This window comes from Methylobacterium terrae, assembly GCF_003173755.1.
Taxonomy (GTDB): Bacteria; Pseudomonadota; Alphaproteobacteria; order Rhizobiales; family Beijerinckiaceae; genus Methylobacterium; species Methylobacterium terrae.
Genome location: NZ_CP029553.1, coordinates 5,819,002 through 5,837,981, shown reverse-complemented (window position 1 = coordinate 5,837,981; position 18,980 = coordinate 5,819,002). Strand labels below are relative to the sequence as shown.

15 protein-coding genes are annotated in these 18,980 nt (G+C 69.5%); 10 read left to right on the top strand and 5 right to left on the bottom strand.

Annotation, left to right across the window (positions count from 1 at the left end; translation table 11 throughout):
- Positions 1 to 30 precede the first annotated feature (30 nt).
- The 8 genes from DK419_RS27000 (at position 31) to DK419_RS30085 (ending at position 8,805) form a co-directional block, all read left to right on the top strand.
- Entirely contained in the window at positions 31 to 810 is a 780-nt protein-coding gene (locus tag DK419_RS27000) for a DUF502 domain-containing protein (protein WP_109961803.1), read from the top strand.
- 338 nt (positions 811 to 1,148) lie between these two features.
- Positions 1,149 to 3,302: a TonB-dependent receptor gene (locus DK419_RS26995; protein ID WP_109961802.1), complete on the top strand. Its 2,154-nt coding sequence runs from the start codon at positions 1,149 to 1,151 to the stop codon at positions 3,300 to 3,302.
- Between the two features lie 107 nt (positions 3,303 to 3,409).
- Entirely contained in the window at positions 3,410 to 5,368 is a 1,959-nt protein-coding gene (locus DK419_RS26990; protein WP_109962537.1) for an alpha/beta hydrolase domain-containing protein, read from the top strand.
- Positions 5,369 to 5,686: 318 nt separating this feature from the next.
- Positions 5,687 to 6,703: a fatty acid desaturase gene (locus DK419_RS26985; protein WP_425352685.1), complete on the top strand. Its 1,017-nt coding sequence runs from the start codon at positions 5,687 to 5,689 to the stop codon at positions 6,701 to 6,703.
- Positions 6,704 to 6,838: 135 nt separating this feature from the next.
- Positions 6,839 to 7,339: a DUF3617 domain-containing protein gene (locus tag DK419_RS26980; RefSeq protein ID WP_109961800.1), complete on the top strand. Its 501-nt coding sequence runs from the start codon at positions 6,839 to 6,841 to the stop codon at positions 7,337 to 7,339.
- A gap of 222 nt (positions 7,340 to 7,561) precedes the next feature.
- Positions 7,562 to 7,888: a hypothetical protein gene (locus tag DK419_RS28955; RefSeq protein WP_162561436.1), complete on the top strand. Its 327-nt coding sequence runs from the start codon at positions 7,562 to 7,564 to the stop codon at positions 7,886 to 7,888.
- Complete coding sequence (locus DK419_RS28950) at positions 7,872 to 8,255, top strand: hypothetical protein (protein ID WP_162561435.1); 384 nt, start codon at positions 7,872 to 7,874, stop codon at positions 8,253 to 8,255. The genes DK419_RS28955 and DK419_RS28950 overlap by 17 nt, the downstream gene beginning before the upstream one ends.
- Before the next feature lie 232 nt (positions 8,256 to 8,487).
- The gene (locus DK419_RS30085) at positions 8,488 to 8,805 is read left to right on the top strand and encodes an SLATT domain-containing protein (RefSeq protein WP_162561434.1); all 318 of its coding nucleotides are present in this window, start codon (positions 8,488 to 8,490) and stop codon (positions 8,803 to 8,805) included.
- A 167-nt stretch (positions 8,806 to 8,972) separates the two neighbouring features.
- Here the strand turns inward: DK419_RS30085 and DK419_RS26970 are convergent, their stop codons facing one another.
- The 3 genes from DK419_RS26970 to DK419_RS26960 all read right to left on the bottom strand — a co-directional run bounded on the left by DK419_RS26970 (position 8,973) and on the right by DK419_RS26960 (position 13,551).
- Complete coding sequence (locus DK419_RS26970; RefSeq protein ID WP_109961798.1) at positions 8,973 to 9,179, bottom strand: hypothetical protein; 207 nt, start codon at positions 9,177 to 9,179, stop codon at positions 8,973 to 8,975.
- Positions 9,180 to 9,298: 119 nt separating this feature from the next.
- Positions 9,299 to 12,901: a transcription-repair coupling factor gene (gene mfd / locus DK419_RS26965; protein WP_109961797.1), complete on the bottom strand. Its 3,603-nt coding sequence runs from the start codon at positions 12,899 to 12,901 to the stop codon at positions 9,299 to 9,301.
- Positions 12,902 to 13,254: 353 nt separating this feature from the next.
- Entirely contained in the window at positions 13,255 to 13,551 is a 297-nt protein-coding gene (locus DK419_RS26960; protein WP_093567541.1) for an FAD assembly factor SdhE, read from the bottom strand.
- 165 nt (positions 13,552 to 13,716) lie between these two features.
- Between DK419_RS26960 and recG the strand changes: the two genes are divergently transcribed.
- A complete protein-coding gene (recG, locus tag DK419_RS26955; protein ID WP_109961796.1) occupies positions 13,717 to 15,828 on the top strand; it encodes an ATP-dependent DNA helicase RecG in 2,112 nt (703 codons plus the stop codon).
- Positions 15,829 to 15,969: 141 nt separating this feature from the next.
- On the opposite strand, the gene DK419_RS26950 is transcribed toward recG, so the two are convergent.
- Both DK419_RS26950 and DK419_RS26945 read right to left on the bottom strand, forming a co-directional pair.
- Entirely contained in the window at positions 15,970 to 16,314 is a 345-nt protein-coding gene (locus tag DK419_RS26950) for a hypothetical protein (protein ID WP_109961795.1), read from the bottom strand.
- A gap of 198 nt (positions 16,315 to 16,512) precedes the next feature.
- Positions 16,513 to 17,886, bottom strand: coding sequence for an AMP-binding protein (locus DK419_RS26945; RefSeq protein WP_245442740.1), 1,374 nt, complete (start codon positions 17,884 to 17,886; stop codon positions 16,513 to 16,515).
- A 270-nt stretch (positions 17,887 to 18,156) separates the two neighbouring features.
- On the opposite strand from DK419_RS26945, the gene DK419_RS26940 reads away from it, so the two are divergent.
- Entirely contained in the window at positions 18,157 to 18,909 is a 753-nt protein-coding gene (locus DK419_RS26940) for an invasion associated locus B family protein (RefSeq protein WP_109961794.1), read from the top strand.
- The last annotated feature ends 71 nt before the right edge of the window (positions 18,910 to 18,980 follow it).

Genomic DNA, 18,980 nt, shown 5'->3' with positions numbered 1-18,980 from the left:
GGCGCCTGCTCGGATCGAGAATCGCAGATCGTGTCGGAACCGTCGCCGTTGTTGCCCGATCCGGACGCTCCGGCCACCCGCAAGCGGGTCAGCGTCCGCGGCCGCCTGCGCAACTACTTCTTCACCGGCGTCATCGTCGCCGGCCCGCTGGCGATCACGATCTACATCACCTGGTGGTGCATCAGCCTGATCGATGGCTGGGTCAAGCCGCTGGTGCCCTCGGCCTACCTGCCCGACCATTACCTGCCGTTCAGCGTGCCGGGGCTGGGCCTCCTCATCGCCTTCGTGGCGCTGACGACGCTGGGCGCGCTGACCGCCAACCTGGTCGGCCGCTCGGTGGTGGAGTTCGGCGAGGTGCTGCTCGCCCGCACGCCGGTGATCTCGGGCCTCTATCGCGGCCTGCGCCAGGTCTTCGAGACGCTGTTCTCCACGAGCGGCACCTCGTTCCGCACCGTCGGCCTCGTCGAGTTCCCGGTGAAGGGCACCTGGTCGATCGTGTTCCTGTCGGCCCCGGCGGGCCCGGACGTGCAGGGGGCGCTCGGGTCCGAGCACGACCATGTCGGCGTGTTCCTGCCCTGCGCGCCCAACCCGACCACCGGCTTCTTCTTCTACCTGCCGCGCGCCGAGGTGATCGAACTCTCGATCAGCGTCGACGACGCCGCCAAGCTGGTGATGTCGGCCGGCGTGATCCAGCCCGAGGACCCGCAATCGCGCCTGCAGGCGATGGCGGCGGGCCTGCGGGCCGCGCAGGTCGGGCCCGCTCACCCCGGCTCGGCGCCGATGCCGGTGCGGGATCGCCTGGACGCCTGACGTCGCCGGCAAGGCCCGTGTCGCCCCCACGGTCGGGACACGGGCCGCAATCCATCCGATACGACGCGTCGCGATCGTGATGCATTTCAGCAACGATGAGACCGGTTCGCAACGGCCGCGCTTCCTCGAGCCATTGCAATCGGCCGGCGGGACCCGAGCGCCGCCAGGCGCTTCGCCGGATTTGGTCGATTTCATCTTATAACAGATAAAAACAAGTCGTGTTTGTTTCGCCCGCGGCAGGATTGCGAGGCGGAGCGGCGCCTGCAATGGCGGACAAGGTCTCGCGAGAACAGGGCGCCCCTCGCGAGACTTCAATCCTACCTTGCGGAACTGCCGTCATGACGAAGTCGGTCGCGCGCACTCGCGCCACCCTGTTGCTCGCCACCACGATGCTGGCCCCCGTCACCGCGGCGCAGGCGCAGCCGGCGCCGCTCGAGGGCGAGATGCCGCTCGAGACGATCGACGTGAGCGGGCCCTCGGCCGGGGCCGGCCGCGGCGACACGGTCGGCTACCTCACCCGGCGCACCGCCACGGCGACCCGCACCGACACGCCGCTGATCGACACGCCGCAATCGGTCAGCGTGGTGACGCAAAGCCAGATCCGCGACCAGGGCTTCCAGAGCCTCACCGAGGCGATCCGCTACGTCCCGGGGGTGATCCCGCACCAGGGCGAGGGCAACCGCGACGACGTCGTGATCCGCGGCCAGCGCTCCAACGCCGACTTCTTCGTCAACGGCATCCGCGACGACGTCCAGTACTTCCGCGATCTCTACAACGTCGAGCGGATCGAGGTGCTGAAGGGACCGAACGCCATGACGTTCGGCCGCGGCGGCGGCGGCGGGGTCATCAACCGGGTGCTGAAGGAGGCGGACGGGATCCCGATCCGCGAGATCGTCGCCCAGGGCGGCCAGTTCGACAACAAGCGCCTGGCCGTCGACATCGGCGACCGGTTCTCGGACAGCGCCTTCTTCCGCCTCAACGGCGTGGTCGAGGAGACCGGCACCTACCGCGATTTCGGGCATATCCGCCGCTACGGGTTCAACCCGACCGGGACGATCCTGCTCGGGCCCGACACCACGCTCAAGCTCTCCTACGAGTACTTCCACGACGACCGCGTCACCGATCGCGGCATCCCCTCGCAGTTCGGCCGGCCCTACCGCTACCGCCAGAACACCGCGACCTATTTCGGCAACCCGGACCTCAGCTACGCCCGGGTCGACGCCCACATCGCCACCGCGACCCTCGACCACCGCTTCGAGACCGGCGTCCAGCTGCACAGCCAGCTGCGCTTCGCCGACTACGACAAGTTCTACCAGAACGTCTTCCCGGGCAGCGCGGTCAATGCCGCCGGCACCAGCATGACCCTGAGCGCCTACAACAACGCCACGCCGCGCACGAATTATTTCAGCCAGAACGACTTCACCTACAAGTTCGCCACCGGCCCGCTCGCCCACACCCTGCTCGGCGGCTTCGAACTCGGCAGCCAGACCGGGCTGGCCTTCCGGCAGGACGGCTTCTTCTCGACCACCGGCACGACGTCGCTGGTGGTGAACCCGCTCTCGCCGGTCTCGCGGGTCCCGGTGAACTTCCGCTACAACGGCGGCAACAACAGCCGCTACGACCTCGGCCTCGCCGCCGCCTACGTGCAGGACCAGGTCGAGATCGGGCCGCACCTGCAGCTGATCGGCGGCCTGCGCTACGATCATTTCGACTTCTCCGCGACCGACCGCGGCACCCGGGTCACCACCGCCCGCATCGACGACCTGGTCTCGCCGCGGGCCGGCGTGGTGGTGAAGCCGTGGGAGAACCTGGCCGTCTACGGCAGCTACAGCGTCTCCTACCTGCCCTCGGCCGGCGACCAGTTCTCCTCCCTGACCCCGGGCCTCTCGATCGCGGTGCCGGAGCGGTTCGAGAACCGCGAGATCGGCGTGAAGTGGGACGTCTCGCCGGTGCTCCAGCTCACCGGCGCGCTCTACGACCTCGACCGCTACAACCAGCGCTTCGCCGACCCGAACCGGCCGGGCTACTTCCTCACGACGGGACAGACCAACACCAAGGGCGCCGAGATCGGCGCCAACGGCTTCGTCACCGACTGGTGGCAGGTCGCCGGCGGCTACGCCTTCACCGATGCGCGCATCGTCAGCGGCTTCAGCTCCGGCTCGACCGTGATCCGGGCCGGCAACACGGTGGCGCTGGTGCCGTTCAACGCCCTCACCCTGTGGAACAAGTTCAGCCTGACGCCCGAGTTCGCGGTCGGCGTCGGCGTCATCAACCAGACCCACACCTTCGCCTCGTCCGACAACACCGTGCGCCTGCCGAGCGTCACCCGGTTCGACCTCGGCCTGTTCTACCAGGTCTCGGAAGGGGTGCGGGCGCAGGTCAACATCGAGAACCTGTTCGACCGCCGCTACATCGCGACGGCGGATGCCAACAACAACATCACCCCGGGGGCCTCGCGGACGGTGCGGGTGCAGGTGATCGCCAGGTTCTGAGCGACGAGTTCCGATCACCCGGTTCCGGGTCCCTATCGACACCGGTGTCCGGCCGTGCTCCCTGTCGTCACCGGCCGCAGCGACAGGCCGGACGAGGGGGGATGAGCATGCGGACGACCCGCGTTCTGGCCGGCGCACTCGGCTGCGCGCTGCTCGGCGGACCGGCCGAGGCGCGGATCACCGCGATCGAGGTCGCCTCCGTCGAGCCCTTCGCCGACGGAGCGGCCTGGGGCGAGGCGGGGGCCTACGAGCGCGTCACCGGCACCGCCCGGGGCGAGCTCGACCCCGCCGACCCGGCCAATGCGGGCATCGCCGACATCGCGCTCGCGCCCCGCAACGCCCGCGGGATGGTCGAGTACAGGACAGACCTGTTCCTGCTGCGCCCGAAGGATCCGGCCCGGGGGAGCGGCACGCTGCTGTTCGAGGTGCCGAATCGCGGCCGCAAGTTCCTGTTCAACTGGATCATGGATGCACGGCCCGCGGCGGGGCTGACGGCGATCAACGATCCCCGCAGCGCGGCGGATGCCGGCACCGGCCTGTTCCTGCGCCGCGGCGACATCCTGGCCTGGGCCGGCTGGGAGGCGAACGCGCTGCGCCAGCAGGGCGGCATGGCGATCGACCTGCCGGTGGCGACCCGCAACGGCAAGCCGATCACCGAATGGGTGCGCGACGAACTGGTGAGCGCCACCCGCGGCCCGCCGGAGGCGCCGTTCTACCTCGCCTTCGAGGCGCTCCAGGACCCCGTCCCGGAGCCGGGCGACGCGGCCTCCCTCACCGTGAAGCGCCGCGAGGCGGATGCCGCCCGGCCGGTGCCGGCGCAGGCCTGGCGCCTCGCCAACCCGCGCCAGGTCGAGCTCCTGCCCAAGGGCACCAAGCCCGGCCCCGGCACGATCTACCAGTTCACCTACCGCACGAGCGGCCCGAAGGTGCAGGGCATCGGCTTTGCCGCCGTGCGGGACGTCGTCGCGCATCTGCGCACCGGGACGGACGGGGGCACGATCCGGCACACGGTCGGCCTCGGCATCTCGCAGAGCGGGCGCTACCTGCGCGACTTCATCCACCAGGGCTTCAACCGCGACGAGACCGGCCGGCGGGTCTTCGACGGGGTGCTGACCCACATCGCCGGGGCGGGCGGCATCTTCCTCAACGCCCGTTTCGCCCAGCCCTCGCGCACCAACACCCAGCACGAGGACCACCTCTACCCGGAGAACGCCTTCCCGTTCTCGGCCGCGGCGATGCAGGACCCGGTGACCGGGCAGCGGGGCGCGCTCCTGCAGGGCGACGCCTCCGATCCGCTGCTGATCGAGGTCAACACCGGCACCGAGTACTGGCAGAAGGGCGCCTCGCTCACGACCACCGACCCTCTCGGCCGCGCCGACGTCGCGCTCCCGGACAAGGCCCGCGCCTACCTGGTGTCGAGCGGCTTCCACAACGGCCGCGCCCACCTGACCAACGCCAGGGGCGCCTGCACCAACCCCCGCAGCACGCTCAGCTCCGGCCCGGCCCTGCGGGCGCTCCTCGTCGCGCTGGAGGAGTGGGTCGCCGCCGGCCGCGCCCCGCCGGAGAGCCGGGTGCCGCGCGTGTCCGACGGCACCCTGGTCGAGCCGGGGGAACTCGGCTTCCCCTACATCCCGGGCGTGCCCGTCCCGAGCGCCGGCAACGCGGTCGCGCGGTTCCCGACGTACCTCGATCCCCGCCCCGAGGCCGGGCCGCAATACCGGCCGCTGGTGCCGCGGGTCGATGCCGACGGGCACGAGGTGGCGGGCATCCGGCTCCCCGCCGTGGCGGCGCCGCGCGCGACCCATACCGGCTGGAACTTCTACGCCGACCCGTACCCGACCGGCGTGCTCTGCGACCGGGACGGCAGCGAGTTCGCGCTTCCCCGCACGAGGGCGGAGCGGGAGGCGAGCGGCGACCCCCGCGCCTCGCTCGAGGAGCGCTACCCGGACAAGGCGACGTACGCGGCGGCGGTCGCGAAGGCGGCCGACGCCCTCGTCGCCGAGCGGCTGCTGCTGCGGGAGGATGCCGACAGGATGGCGGCGGCCGCGCAGGGGGAGGGGCCGTGAGGGCGGTCTTCCGGGCGATCGTGCCGCGGCGCCCTTGGGGCAAGCCCACCTCCCAGCCGGCGCGAAGAATGCTAAGGGCACCGGCCAGCCGTTGAGGCGGCCCGGGCTGCCCCCGAGCCTCGAACCGTGGATCATCCGCATCCGGGGTCGTCGCGTCGGGGCGTCCCGGCCGGTGACGGGGGATTTCCCCCGCCACCCCGCACCCGAGGCCCCCGCGGCCGACCGCTCGACAGACAGGATCGCCCCTCTCCCGTGACCGACGATAGATCGCCCCCCGCCGCGACGAGCACGGCCGGGGATGGACCCTCTCGGCCCGACATCGCGGCGCTCGCGCGCGAGGTGGCCCGCCATTGCGCCGCCTACCGGGATCCCGTCCCGCGGCTCGCGCTCCGGCAGGTGGCCAACACCCTGCTGCCCTACCTCGCCCTCTGCGCCCTCATGCTCTGGGCGGCGGCGCAGGGCTACGAACCCTGGGTGCTGCCGCTCGCCGTGCCGGCCGGCGGCCTGCTGGTCCGGCTGTTCATCATCCAGCACGATTGCGGGCACGGCTCGTTCCTGCCCTCCCGCACCGCTAACGACCGGCTCGGCCGGGCCTTGAGCCTCCTGACGGTGACGCCCTACGACAGCTGGAAGCGGGCGCACGCCCTGCACCACGCCTCCACCGGCGACCTCAGCCGCCGCGGCACGGGGGACATCCACACGCTGACCGTGCGCGAGTACCTCGCCCTGTCGCGCTGGCACCGGCTCCGCTACCGGCTCTACCGCAACCCGTTCATCCTGATCGTGCTCGGCTCGCCGCTCAACTTCCTGGTCCTGCAGCGGTTTCCCTCCGGCGTCGGCCTGCCCTGGCGGACCGCGTGGCGGGACGTGCTCGCCCTCGACCTCGCGCTCGTCGCGGTGATCGCGCTGCTGGCCGTCGCCGTCGGCGGGGTCGGGCCGGTGCTCTGGGTGCTCCTGCCGGTCGTCAGCGTCGCCGCCTGGATCGGCGGCTGGCTGTTCTACGTCCAGCACCAGTACGAGGAGACCGTCTGGGAGGGGCCCGAGGCCTGGGACTTCCACCGCGCGGCGCTCGGCGGCAGCTCGTACTACGTCCTGCCGCGGGTGCTGCAATGGTTCACCGGCAATGTCGGGCTGCACCACGTCCATCACCTCAACAGCCGCATCCCGAACTACCGCCTCCAGGAATGCCTGGACGGCCACGCGACGCTCGGCGAGGTCGGCCGCCTGACCCTGCGCGACAGCCTGCGCTGCCTCGGGCTGGCGCTGTGGGACGAGGAGGCCCGCAAGCTGATCGGGTTCTCGGGGCTGCGGGTCGCGGTGGCGCAAGGAGCGTGATCGGGGGAGGGGGTCGGCCGGCCCGTGACCGCCCGGGCGGGGGGCTTCGGCCCCGCCCGACCTTGAGAGCCTAGGCCACCTGGGCTAGTCCTCCGCGGAGGCGGCCGGGGAGCCGCGCGGCTCAAGGGAGGCTTCATGCCCGTGCGTCTCATCGGTGGCGGACTCGTCGGATTCGGCCTCGCCCTTTCCGCGGCCAGCCCCCTGTCCGCCGACACCCTGCCGGCGCGCAAGGCCGGCCTGTGGGAGAGCAAGACCGTCTCGGCGGAGGGCAACACGACCGCCCGCCAGTGCATCGACGAGAAGACGGACCAGCTCGCTCAAGGCGCGCTCGGCGGCGGGCAGTGCTCCAAGCGCATCTTCACCAGGACGAGCACCGGCTACACGGGCGAGACCGAGTGCAAGATCGGGCCGATCTCGGCCTCCGGCACCAGCGTGATCACCGGCGACTTCGCCAGCAAGGTCCACATGGACGTGGACACGACGCTGACCGGCATCCCCAACATGAAGGAGCCCGTCCGGCGCAAGATGGTGATCGACGCCACCTATCTGGGCCCGTGCGAGGCGGGGCAGAGCCCCGGGGACATCATCTTGCCCGATGGGAAGATCGTGAAGATGCCGCAGGTGGGGCCGCGGTAGGGGGCGGGTGACGGGCACGGGATCGCGGACGATCTCTGCCGATCTAGGTGTCTACGCCGACCCCTGCCTGTATCTAATTATCTTCCGCTTTCAGTTTGACCATGCTGCGGGCTGCGTGCGGAAGTTTCTATTTGATGCCAATGTGAACCAAATTTCCAGGCGACGTGGGCTGTGCGGGCTGGTAGCCTGACATATCCAGCCGGCAGAGCTTGGGAGAGCACCGTGGCGGAAACTATCTTGGTAAGTCCGATAGACAAAACCCTTCTTGAAATAGGGATGGAGCTTAAAGCGACCCTGCCCTGCGCTCAGGAAATAATAATATTTGGATCTTCGGAAATCAGCGAATCTCCCGGAGATGTTGATATCGCTGCAATCATTCCAGATGATATCGAAGTTTTTGATGCAACCAGCGCCTTAGCTCCGACGCTGGCAAATCTGACGGCCAGGACCGGCTTACTAATCAGCTGCTTCCCAATTAATATTAGCCATTTCAACGACAACAAATCGCAATTCATTCAGAATATACGCCTCAATGGTAGATCAATCTGAATTTTATGCAAAGCAGCGCCTGTCCGCCAACCAACTAAAAGCTGCGCTTGCTATTGAGAACGCTGGGCTCTTGGAACAAGCGGCAGCAATGCAATGGGTCGCCCTTCGAACATTTATATTTTCTCAACTTTCTCTACGAAATATCAGATATACCAGCACGCGCAAAGCACTCGTACTAGCAACATCAGACTTAGGACTTGGGAATTTTCATTCTGATCTAATGTTTGCACATCTCATTGGCACTATGGCGGAGTGGGACGAAAATTTTTCGATAAACAAGACGCAATTGAATTTACTAAAATGTAGATGCGAAAACGTCAAACGGCACTTTGAATGCGAATTTAAAGGGGATCAGCGTGGCGTTTGATGAGAAGCACTTTGAAGCGGTCAAACAGGAGGTACTGCGGCACCTTGAAGATACAGAGTCTTCCAAACTTGCTCATTGGCATGCTGCCAGAGTGCTTGAGCGAGTGCATAAATTTTATCTCGGTCTTCCTGCAACTCTTTTTTCGATTGTATTAACTTAGATTATATCGAGCCGGACCCAAGCATCCCTACCGGACACTGGTATCGTTGAAGCGCTCATTGTAGGAATCCCTGTGTTCTTGAGTTTGATTGTATCTTTGCTAAGCGGTCTCACGGCATTTCTCAACCTCAACGAGACTGCTAGTCGGCATCGCAATGCTGCAGAGAGCCTGCATGCACTGTGGCGCGACTGCAAGAATTGGGAAACAGATTTTCCCGACGCTAGCCAATGCGAAGCTGCGGTCAAGCGAGTTCAAATCTATCGTCAGCGACTGAACGAAATTAATCGTGACGCTCCACAAATTCCAAGATGGGCATGGAAGAGCGTAGAAAATCAGCGAAGGGAAGGGTCTGTCTCTTACCGCCTTGAGAAAAAAGCGGGCGATAGATGATAAAACATATGATTAAATCAAAAGTTAATAATATATATTATTTTTTCAATATAATCAATACATAATGACCGGAACAACATGTTCGATTGCTTCTATTGAGAGAAACGGGGTATGCGGTTTGCTCAGGTTTGAGCATACGATTGGTCGACGATCGAGAGAATTTCCGGTCAGCCGTCTGCCGAGAGCCTGCGCCACAGCACCAGCTTGCTGCCGAGGCGGGAGACGAACCGACCATCATCGGTCGGCCTAGTCGTCACCGGATCCTCGATCTCGCCGCTCGCGAACAGACGCTGCAGAGCCGATTTCTCGGCTGATGCGAGCGAGCCGAGCTGGGCGGCAGCCGAGTAGCTGATGTCGAATTTGGTCGCGCTCATGATACCGTCTTCACAGCACGAATATGGGGCCGTCGTGAACGCCAGTCTACGGAGTTGCCGCGCCCCGCGACACCTCCGGCGGGATACGGGGGACGGCCCTGAAGCCGCCCCCATTCCCCTCACGCCGCCTTCTTCCGCGTGATCAGCTTCACCAGATCCCGCAGGATCGCGGTCGTCTCCTTCAGCCGCTCGGCCACCGTGGCGAGGTCGCGGATGAACACCACGCTCATGTCCGGCCGCACCTTGGCGAAGGAGCGCTGGTCGGCGATGTAGCCGGCGAGCTTGGCCGGGTTGGCGAAGGCGCGGTCGCGGAAGTGCATGACGATGCCCTTCGGGCCGGCCTCGACCTTCTCGACGTTGGTCTCGCGGCACAGGATCTTGATCGTCACGATCTTCAGGAGCTCTTCCACCTCCGGCGGCATCGGGCCGAAGCGGTCGATCATCTCGGCGCCGAAGCTCTCGAGTTCCCGGTCGTTCTCGAGCGTCGCGAGGCGGCGATAGAGGCCGAGCCGCACCGAGAGATCCGAGACGTACTCCTCCGGCATGGTGACGGGAGCGCCGAGCGCGATGGTCGGCGACCATTGCTCGTCGGTCGGCAGCGCGTTGCCGGACTTGAGCGCCGCCACCGCGCTCTCCAGCATCTGCTGGTAGAGCTCGTAGCCGACCTCCTTGACGTGGCCGGACTGCTCGTCGCCGAGCAGGTTGCCGGCGCCGCGGATGTCGAGGTCGTGGCTGGCGAGCTGGAAGCCCGCGCCCAGCGTGTCGAGGGATTGCAGCACCGAGAGGCGGCGTTCCGCCTGCACCGTCAGGGTCTTGCCCTCGGGCGTCGTGAACAGCGCGTAGGCCCGGGCCTTGGAGCGGCCGACGCGGCCGCGCAGCTGGTAGAGCTGGGCGAGGCCGAACATGTCGGCGCGGTGGACGATCAGGGTGTTGGCGGTCGGGATGTCGAGGCCGGATTCGACGATCGTGGTGGCGAGCAGGATGTCGTACTGGCCCTCGTAGAAGGCCGTCATCACGTCCTCGAGCTGGCCGGCCGCCATCTGGCCGTGGGCCACCGCCACCTTGGCCTCCGGCACCTCGCGGTCGAGGAAGCGCTTGACCTCCTCCAGGTGCTCGATGCGCGGCACGACGTAGAAGGCCTGGCCGCCGCGATAGCGCTCGCGCAGGAGCGCCTCGCGGATCGACAGTGGATCGAACGGCATCACGAAGGTGCGCACCGCGAGCCGATCGACCGGCGGCGTCGCGATGATCGAGAGTTCGCGCACCCCGGTCATCGCGAGCTGGAGCGTGCGCGGGATCGGCGTCGCCGACAGCGTCAGCACGTGGACTTCCGATTTCAGCGCCTTCAGCCGCTCCTTGTGGGCGACGCCGAAATGCTGCTCCTCGTCGATGATGATGAGGCCGAGATCCTTGAAGACGATGTTTTTGGCCAAGAGCGCGTGGGTGCCGACGACGATGTCGACAGAGCCGTCCGCCAGCCCCTCCCGGACCTTCTTCAGGTCGGCATTGCCGACGAAGCGGGAGGCTTGCGCCACGTTGACCGGCAGGCCCTTGAACCGCGCCTCGAAGGTGCGGGCGTGCTGGCGCGCCAGAAGCGTGGTCGGCACCACCACCGCCACCTGCTTGCCCGACAGCGCCGTGACGAAGGCGGCGCGGAGCGCCACCTCGGTCTTGCCGAAGCCGACATCGCCGCAGACCAGCCGGTCCATCGGCCGGCCGGAGGTGAGGTCGCCGAGCGTCGCGGCGATCGCCGCCTCCTGGTCCTCGGTCTCCTCGTAGGGGAAGCGGGCGGCGAACTCGCCGTAGGTCCCTTCCGGCGGCGCCATCCTGGGCGCCGACTTCAGGAACCGCTCGGCCGCGACCTTGATGAGGGCGCCGGCCATCTCCATGATCCGGCGCTTGAGCTTGGCCTTGCGCGCCTGCCAGGCCCCGCCGCCGAGCTTGTCGAGGGCGACGTCGGCATCCTCCGAGCCGTAGCGGGTCAGGAGCTCGATGTTCTCGACCGGCAGCAGCAGCAGGCCGCCGCTGTACTGGATCTCCAGGCAGTCGTGGGGCGCGCCGGCCGCCGTCACGGTCTTGAGGCCGACGAACCGGCCGATGCCGTGATCGGCATGGACCACGAGGTCGCCGGGGGCCAGCGCCTGCACCTCCAGGATCACGTCCTGGGGGCGCTTGGCCTTGCGCTTGGGCCGCACCAGCCGGTCGCCGAGGATGTCGCCCTCCGCCACCACGGCGAGCTGGCCGGCGGAGAACCCGCCCTCCAGGCCCCAGACCGCGACGCCGATATCCTGGCCGCGCCTCATCGCCAGGATGTCGGAGAGGCGGGTGATGCTTTTGGGCTTCGGCAGGCCGTGCTCGGTCAGCACGCCGCAGAGCCGGTCGCGCGAGCCCTCCGACCACGCCGCCAGGACGACGTGGTGGCCGGCGCCCTGCAGGTCGCGGACGTGGCCCACCGCCGCGTCGAAGACGTTGACACCCTCCTGCGCGCGCTCCGGCGCGAAGTCGCGGCCGGGCGCGCCCTCGCAGTCGATCAGCTTGCGGCCCGAGACCTCCGGCACGTCGAAGGGGGCGAGGCGGGCGACGGTGGCGCTCTCGATCCGCTTCGCCCACTCGTTGGGTGACAAGTAGAGCGCGTCGGGCTTCAACGGCTTGTAGGGGGCGGTGCCGCTCTGGCGCTCCTTCAAGGCCTCGCAGCGGGCGTCGTAGTATTCCTGCACCTGGGACAGGCGCTCGGCGACCGCGTCGTCGACCTGGTGGTCGAGGACCAGCGGCACGCCGGCGACGTAGTCGAACAGCGTGTCGAGGTGGTCGTAGAACAGCGGCATCCAGTGCTCGAGGCCGGCATAGCGCCGGCCCTCGCTGATCGTCTCGTAGAGCCGGTCGTCGCGGGTCGCGGCGCCGAAGGTCGTGACGTAGCCCTGGCGGAAGCGCCGGATCGTCTCGGTGGTGAGCTGCACCTCGCTCATCGGCACGAGGTCGAGGGAGCGCAATTGCCCGATGGTGCGCTGGGTCTCGGGATCGAAGGCGCGGATGGATTCGAGGGTGTCGCCGAAGAAGTCGAGGCGGACAGGGTTCGCCAAGCCGGGCGGCGACAGATCGATGATGCCGCCGCGCACCGCGTACTCGCCGGTGTCGCGCACGGTGCCGGTGCGCAGGAAGCCGTTCGCCTCCAGCCAGGCGACGATCTGGTCGGTGTCGAGCGCGTTGCCGGGGGCGGCGGAAAACGTCTCGACGGCGATGCGGGATTTGGGCGGGACGCGCTGCACCAGGGCGTTGACCGTGGTGGCGAGGATGCGCGGCTTCTCGGCCGAGGAGCGGGTGCGGGAAAGCCGCGACAGGGCCGTCATGCGCTGCGCCGCGATGCCTGCGTTGGGCGAGATCCGGTCGTAGGGCTGGCAGTCCCAGGCCGGGACGCTCATCACCTCGATCTCGGGCGCCACGAAGGAGAGCGCGCTGGCGAAGGCCGCCGAGCGGGTGCCGTCTCGGGCGACGTGGACCAGCACCGCCGGCCCCTCCGAGACCTGGGCGAGCGCCCGGGCGAGGTCGGCCACCACCAGGGCGTCGAACCCGTCCGGCACCCGCGCCAGCGTCGCGCTGTCGCCGGCCTTCAGCGCCTCCACGGCCCTGGTCAGCGCCGCGGATTTCGGCAGGGCGAAGCGGGCGGCCGGGGGCTTCTTCGGAGTTGCGGGCGGGGCGGGGGGCTTGGGAGCGGGCTTGGCCATCGGGTCTTCAGCGGGTCTTTACGCGAGCGGGCGGGCCGGTCGAGGAACGGCGAGGGATTTCGGCGAACATATCGCTTCAGGAGGAAGCGCGGTTGCCCCTCTCCCCGCGGGCGGGGAGAGGCCACGGCCCCCTCGTCGGGGCCGTGACGAGCGGAGGCGAAAGCCGGAGCGAGGGTGAGGGGGTGGTGCCGGAGGAGCCTCATTCGGAGACACCCCCTCACCCTCGCGGCGAACCTGCGGTTCGCTGCTCGGGCTTGTCGCATCCCCTGGACGGGGACACGACCCTCTCCCCGCCCGCGGGGAGAGGAGATAGCCCGCGCCTCACCTTGAAACGTCTTCCAGTCAGGACCGCCTCACAGATCCACCGGCGCCCCGTGCTGGTGGAACGCCTTCATCCGGCGATAGACAGGCGTGTCGTAGTTCGAGGGCGCCTCGACCTCGTCGGTGATCCAGCGGAACAGGTCGCGGTCCGGCACCTCGATCAGGAGCTCGAAATCGTCGAGTTCCTCCTCCGTGAGCGTCCCGATCTCGGCATCCGCGAAGCGGCCCATGATCAGGTCCATCTCGCGGGTGCCCCGGTGCCAGGAGCGGTAGAGGGTGCGGCGGCGGCGCGGATCGAGGTCGGCGCTGGTGCGGGTGGTGCCGGTCATCGCGAGACAAATCCTCGGGCTGGTCCGGAGCGGCTTTACCGCCCGGGGCGCGGGTGCGAAACCCTCGACTGATATGGGACGCGCCGCGCCCTGCGACACCCGCGGGGCCGCAACCGCGGCGCGGTCCTGTATAGAGCCCCGACAATTCCCTCCGCACCCGTCCCGATGTCGCTGCGTCCCTCCCTGCTCGATCCCCTGTTCGCCCCCGCGACCGTGCTGCCGGGGGCCGGTCCCAAGGTCGCCGTGCTGATCGACAAGCTCGTCGGCACGCCGGAACGCCCGGCCCGGGTGGTCGACCTGCTGTTCCATCTGCCCCAGCGCGGCATCGCCCGGCAGCTGCGCGGCTCGATCGCCGAGGCGCCGCCCGGCGAGCCGGTGACGCTCGGCGTCACGGTGGTGGCGCACCGCCCGCCGCAGAGTGCGGGCCGCAAACCGTTCCGGGTGCTGGTCGAGGACCAGACCGGCGACATCACCCTGGTGTTCTTCAACCTGCCCCGCGCCCGCATCGAGAAGATGCTGCCGCTCGGCAGCCACCGCTACGTCTCCGGCCGGATCGAGCTGTGGGACGGCTTTCGCCAGATGGTGCACCCCTCGCGCATCCTCGACGAGAAGGGTCTCGCCGACCTGCCGGCGGTGGAGCCGATCTACGGCGCCACGGAAGGGCTGACCTCGCGGGCGATCGGCAAGCTCGCGGTCTCGGCCCTCGACCGGCTGCCGGTGCTGCCCGAATGGCAGGACCGGGCCTTCCTCGAGCGCCAGGGCTGGCCGGCCTTCGCCAACGCGCTTCGCACCGAGCACCGCCCGGCGGAGGCCGCCGAGACCGAGGAGGACCTGAAGACCCCGGCCCGGCGCCGCCTCGCCTACGACGAGCTGCTCGCCTCGCAGCTGGCGCTGGCGCTGGTGCGCAGCCGGATGCACCGCCCGGCCGGGCGCACCAATGTCGGCGACGGGGCCCTGTCGCGGCGGATCGAGGCGGCGCTGCCGTTCGGCCTCACCGGTGCCCAGACCCGGGCACTCGCCGAGATCCGCGGCGACATGGGCTCGGAGCGCCGCATGCTGCGGCTGCTCCAGGGCGATGTCGGCTCGGGCAAGACCGCGGTGGCGCTGCTCGCCATGGCCTCGGCGATCGAGGCCGGGCGCCAGGCCGCCATGATGGCGCCGACCGAGATCCTGGCGCGCCAGCACGCCGAGCGCTTAAGGCCGCTGGTCGAGGCGGCGGGGCTTACGCTCGCGCTGCTGACCGGCCGCGACCGGGTGGCGGAGCGCCGCGCGACGCTCGCCGGCCTCGCCGACGGCTCGATCCACGTCGTCGTCGGCACCCACGCGCTGTTCCAGGACGACGTGGCGTTCCACGATCTCGGCCTCGCGGTGGTGGACGAGCAGCACCGCTTCGGCGTGCACCAGCGCCTGGCGCTGGGCGGGAAGGGCGAAGCCGTCGACATCCTGGTGATGACCGCGACGCCGATCCCCCGCACCCTCGCGCTGACCTATTTCGGCGACATGGAGGTCTCGGTCCTCGACGAGAAGCCGGCCGGCCGCCAGCCGATCAAGACGGTGCTGGTCTCGACCGACCGGATCGAGGAGGTGACGCTGGGCCTCGAGCGGGCGCTCGCCAAGGGCGACCGGGTCTACTGGATCTGCCCGCTCGTCGCCGAATCCGAGTACGTCGACCTGGCCGCCGCCGAGGAGCGGTTCTCGGGCCTGCGCGAGCGCTTCGGCGACGCGGTCGGCCTCGTCCACGGCAAGATGCCGGGCAAGGACAAGGACGAGGCGATGGAGCGCTTCGTCGTCGGTGACACCAAGATCCTGGTCTCGACGACCGTGGTCGAGGTCGGCGTGGACGTGCCGCAGGCCACCGTCATGGTGATCGAGCACGCCGAGCGCTTCGGCCTCGCGCAATTGCACCAGCTGCGCGGCCGGGTCGGGCGGGGCTCGGGCGCCTCGACCTGCCTCCTCCTGTTCAAGGGGCCGCTCGGCCAGGTCTCTCGCGCCCGGCTCGAGATGATGCGCGAGACCGAGGACGGCTTTCGCATCGCCGAGGAGGACTTGCGCCTGCGCGGCGAGGGCGAGGTGCTGGGCACCCGGCAATCGGGCCTCGCCAATTTCCGCCTCGCCCGGCCGGAGGCCGACGGCGACCTGATCGTGGCGGCCCGCGACGATGCGAGGCTGATCGTCGAGCGCGATCCGGGGCTCAAGACCGAGCGGGGCCAGGCGTTGCGGGCGCTGCTCTACCTGTTCGAGCGCGATGCGGCGGTGAAGCTGCTGCAGGCGGGGTGAGACGGTCGTTCGTCCGCCGGCCGGACATGTCCGGCCTCCTGCTCGCGACTCACCCTGAGGTGACGACCGATCTTCGATCGGTCGTCACCTCAGGGTGAGGTCGTGGAAGAGACTCGGGTCACGGCAACCCGCGACGGATCCTCAGAATTCCGGCTCGTTCAGCACCCGCGTGCCGATGCGGCTCTGCAGGTCGATCGGGGCGCCGGTCTGGTGGCCGGCGGCATCGACCTCGATCACCGGGACGCCGGCGCCGCGCATCTGCTCGCGCAGGCGCTCGGACAGCATGCGGAAGGCGCCGCCGGCATCGCGGGGCGGGACGTGCAGCAGCACCGCGGCCGGGCGCGGCATCATCGCCAGCACGTCGTCCGCCGCCTCGAGCGAGGCGGTGACGCTGGCATAGCCCAGCTCGGCCAGTTCGGCGGAGAGGGCCCGGTCGACGGCGCGGCGGCCGTCATCGACGACGAGAACTTTTTGCAGCGCACCCATGTTCAAGCGTTAGCCGATCGCGTGCCTCTCGTGAAGGCACCGGGGCAGTAACGCCGTGAGCCGACAAAGGTTCACCGCCGACGCGGCGCCGGAGCCCGCCGAGCCGCATCGGGGAGGGCCGTGCGATCGCCGCCAAACTCCCGGAAGACAAGGTGTTTTCGATCGGTGGAGCGCAGCGGAAAATATCTCGGCGGGCCCCTACACTTCCGCGATCGCCGTGGCGACGCCGGCGAAGAGCGAGGCCCGGAAACGGGTGAGGGCCCAGTCGTCCTGATTTTCCTCCAGGGTGATACCGCGGCGCAACATGCGGGACTCGCAGGCCGGCCCGCGGAAGCTGAGGCGCCCGTCCGGGTCGCGGCGGAGCTGGATCAGGCCGGCCCGCTCGGAGGCGGCCCGCTCCGGCGCCGCGAGCACGAGGCCGACATCCTGCGCGTCGCGCCGGCCGCAGAGCAGGGCGACCTCGTCGAAGGCCACGACGTCGACGATTCCGGCGCGGCCCGGCAGGCGGGCGCTGAGGCGGCAGGGCGCCCGGTGGACGTAGGCGAGGGTGCGCAGGCGGCCCGGCACGCTGGTGCGGGAGAACCCCGCCTCCATCCAGGCCGGCGCGATCAGGTGGGTCGCCACCGGCTGGTCGAGGGCGGCCGAGAGGGCGCCCGCATCGAAGACCGGGTGGCATTCGAGGGTGGCCCCGGCCAGCAGCGCGGCGGTGAGCCCGGTGGCGAGGCCCTTGAGGTCGCTCGGCGGCAGGAGGCTCAGGATCCGCTCGCCCGGCTCGATCCGCAGCGGCACCAGGCAGGCGGCGGCGGCGGCGGTCAGCGCCTCGGCCTCGCGCCGCACCGGGACGGGGATGCCCGCGGGCTCGGGCGGGGGACCGCCGGCGCCGGGGCCTCCCCCCGGGAGCGCGAAGGTGACGAGACCGGCGGCCGGACCCGTGCCGAGCGCGCCCGCGTCGCCCCGGTGGTCGAGCACGACCTGGTCGAGGCCGAGCACGCCGTCGGGCACGTGCGGCCCGAAGGCGGCGATGAAGCGCAAGGGGAAGTAGCGCACCGCGACCCGGCACAGCTTCTCCGCCGGCCGCTCGGCCCCGAGCACGCCCTGGGTCAGCACGGCGAGGATCTGCGCCGCCTCGATACCCTGGAGCAGGCGGTCCTCGTCCCAGGTGACCGGGAGCGGGCAGGGGACGTGGCCGGCCTGCTCGATCGCCAGGAAGGCGAGATGCGCCTCGGCCATGCCGGCCATGCACAGGCCGACCGGGCTCCGCGGCGGCAGCCGCAGCTGCGACAGCCCCTCGGCCAGGCGGGCGACGATCTCGCGGGCGGCCGCGTAGGTCCAGGCGATGGCGGGCCGGCCGCACCAGGCCGGCTTGCTCGCCTGGTCGACGAAGGCGATGCGGGCGGGATGGCGGTCGGCGACGGCGGCCAGGAGGGCGCACAGGCCCATGGCGGCGCCGGGGGCGGGGGCGGGGGTCGCACCGACCGGACCGGCCGGCGCCGGGACGCGCAGGGACGACGCGTCGTCTCGTCTCACCGTCGCCTGAGCCGCCACCGCCGTCACCCCGTCCGCCTGCCGCACCGGGCATCCTGCCCCCGCATGGTTAAGGGCGTTTTAATCCTCCCGCCCCCTCGCGGTCGGCGAAGGGATCGGCTAAGGGGCCCTCGGCCGGCAGCCGGAAGGCCTTGCCTTCGCCTCAATCCGGGGGAAAGCAGGCGCCCCGGAGGCCGGGCGGAGCCCTGCGGCCGCGCTCCGCCAGCTGTCGGCGCACCCGTAACCCGGTTCCTTGGCGCCAGCATCCACCGACGTTCTTGCCACCGACGTTTCTGCCGTTTGAGGGGTCCACTCCTGATGTTCTTCGCGAATCGTCCCGCGCGCCCGAACCAGGCCGCCATCGCCTTCGCCCTGGCCGGCCTCGGGCTCGGTCTCGCGGCCGCCCCGGCGCTCGCCCAGCCCAAGAAGCCCGCCGCCCCCGCGCCGGCCGCTCCCGCCCAGCAGGCGGCGCCCGCCGCACAGGGCCAGCAGCAGACCGGCCCGATGGTCGTGCAGGTGAAGGCCGAACCGTCCCAGGCCGACTGGACCAAGGTCTGCGGCAAGGACCAGGGCAGCGGCAGCGAGGTCTGCTACACCACCCGCGACTTCGTCTCCGACCAGGGCCAGGCGGTGCTGGCCGTCGCGGTCTACGACATGAAGGGCCCGCAGGGCACCAAGGTCGTGCGCTTCCTGATGCCGCTCGGCCTGCTGCTGCAGCCCGGCATCCGCTTCACGGTCGATAACGGCCAGCCGACCCCCGGCCGCTACGCGGTGTGCTTCCCGAACGGCTGCTTCGCCGAGGCCCCCGGCCTGAAGGACGACGTCGTCGCCGCGATGAAGAAGGGCACGACCCTGAACGTCAGCGTGCAGAACCAGATGCAGCGCGAGGTCACCTTCGCGGTGCCGCTGGCCGGCTTCGGCAAGGCCTTCGACGGCGCCCCGATCGACCCGAAGGTGCTCGAGGAGCAGCAGAAGAAGCTCCAGGCCGAGCTCGAGAAGCGCTCCGAGGAAATGCGCAAGCAGCTCGAGCAGAAGGGCGGCGCCCCGGCGGCGGCGGCTCCGGCCAAGTAAGGGCTCGCGCCACCAGGATCACCCGCACCGTCTCGCCCCGGAGGTGGGACGGACCGGAAACCGAAGGCCCC

Bases quoted from the DNA above. Each gene is read 5' to 3' on its own strand.
- DK419_RS26995 (WP_109961802.1), top strand. From the start codon at position 1,149: ATGACGAAGTCGGTCGCGCGCACTCGCGCCACCCTGTTGCTCGCCACC.
- DK419_RS26990 (WP_109962537.1), top strand. From the start codon at position 3,410: ATGCGGACGACCCGCGTTCTGGCCGGCGCACTCGGCTGCGCGCTGCTC.
- DK419_RS26980 (WP_109961800.1), top strand. From the start codon at position 6,839: ATGCCCGTGCGTCTCATCGGTGGCGGACTCGTCGGATTCGGCCTCGCC.
- DK419_RS28950 (WP_162561435.1), top strand. From the start codon at position 7,872: ATGGTAGATCAATCTGAATTTTATGCAAAGCAGCGCCTGTCCGCCAAC.
- DK419_RS26970 (WP_109961798.1), bottom strand. From the start codon at position 9,179: ATGAGCGCGACCAAATTCGACATCAGCTACTCGGCTGCCGCCCAGCTC.
- mfd (WP_109961797.1), bottom strand. From the start codon at position 12,901: ATGGCCAAGCCCGCTCCCAAGCCCCCCGCCCCGCCCGCAACTCCGAAG.
- DK419_RS26960 (WP_093567541.1), bottom strand. From the start codon at position 13,551: ATGACCGGCACCACCCGCACCAGCGCCGACCTCGATCCGCGCCGCCGC.
- recG (WP_109961796.1), top strand. From the start codon at position 13,717: ATGTCGCTGCGTCCCTCCCTGCTCGATCCCCTGTTCGCCCCCGCGACC.
- DK419_RS26950 (WP_109961795.1), bottom strand. From the start codon at position 16,314: ATGGGTGCGCTGCAAAAAGTTCTCGTCGTCGATGACGGCCGCCGCGCC.
- DK419_RS26940 (WP_109961794.1), top strand. From the start codon at position 18,157: ATGTTCTTCGCGAATCGTCCCGCGCGCCCGAACCAGGCCGCCATCGCC.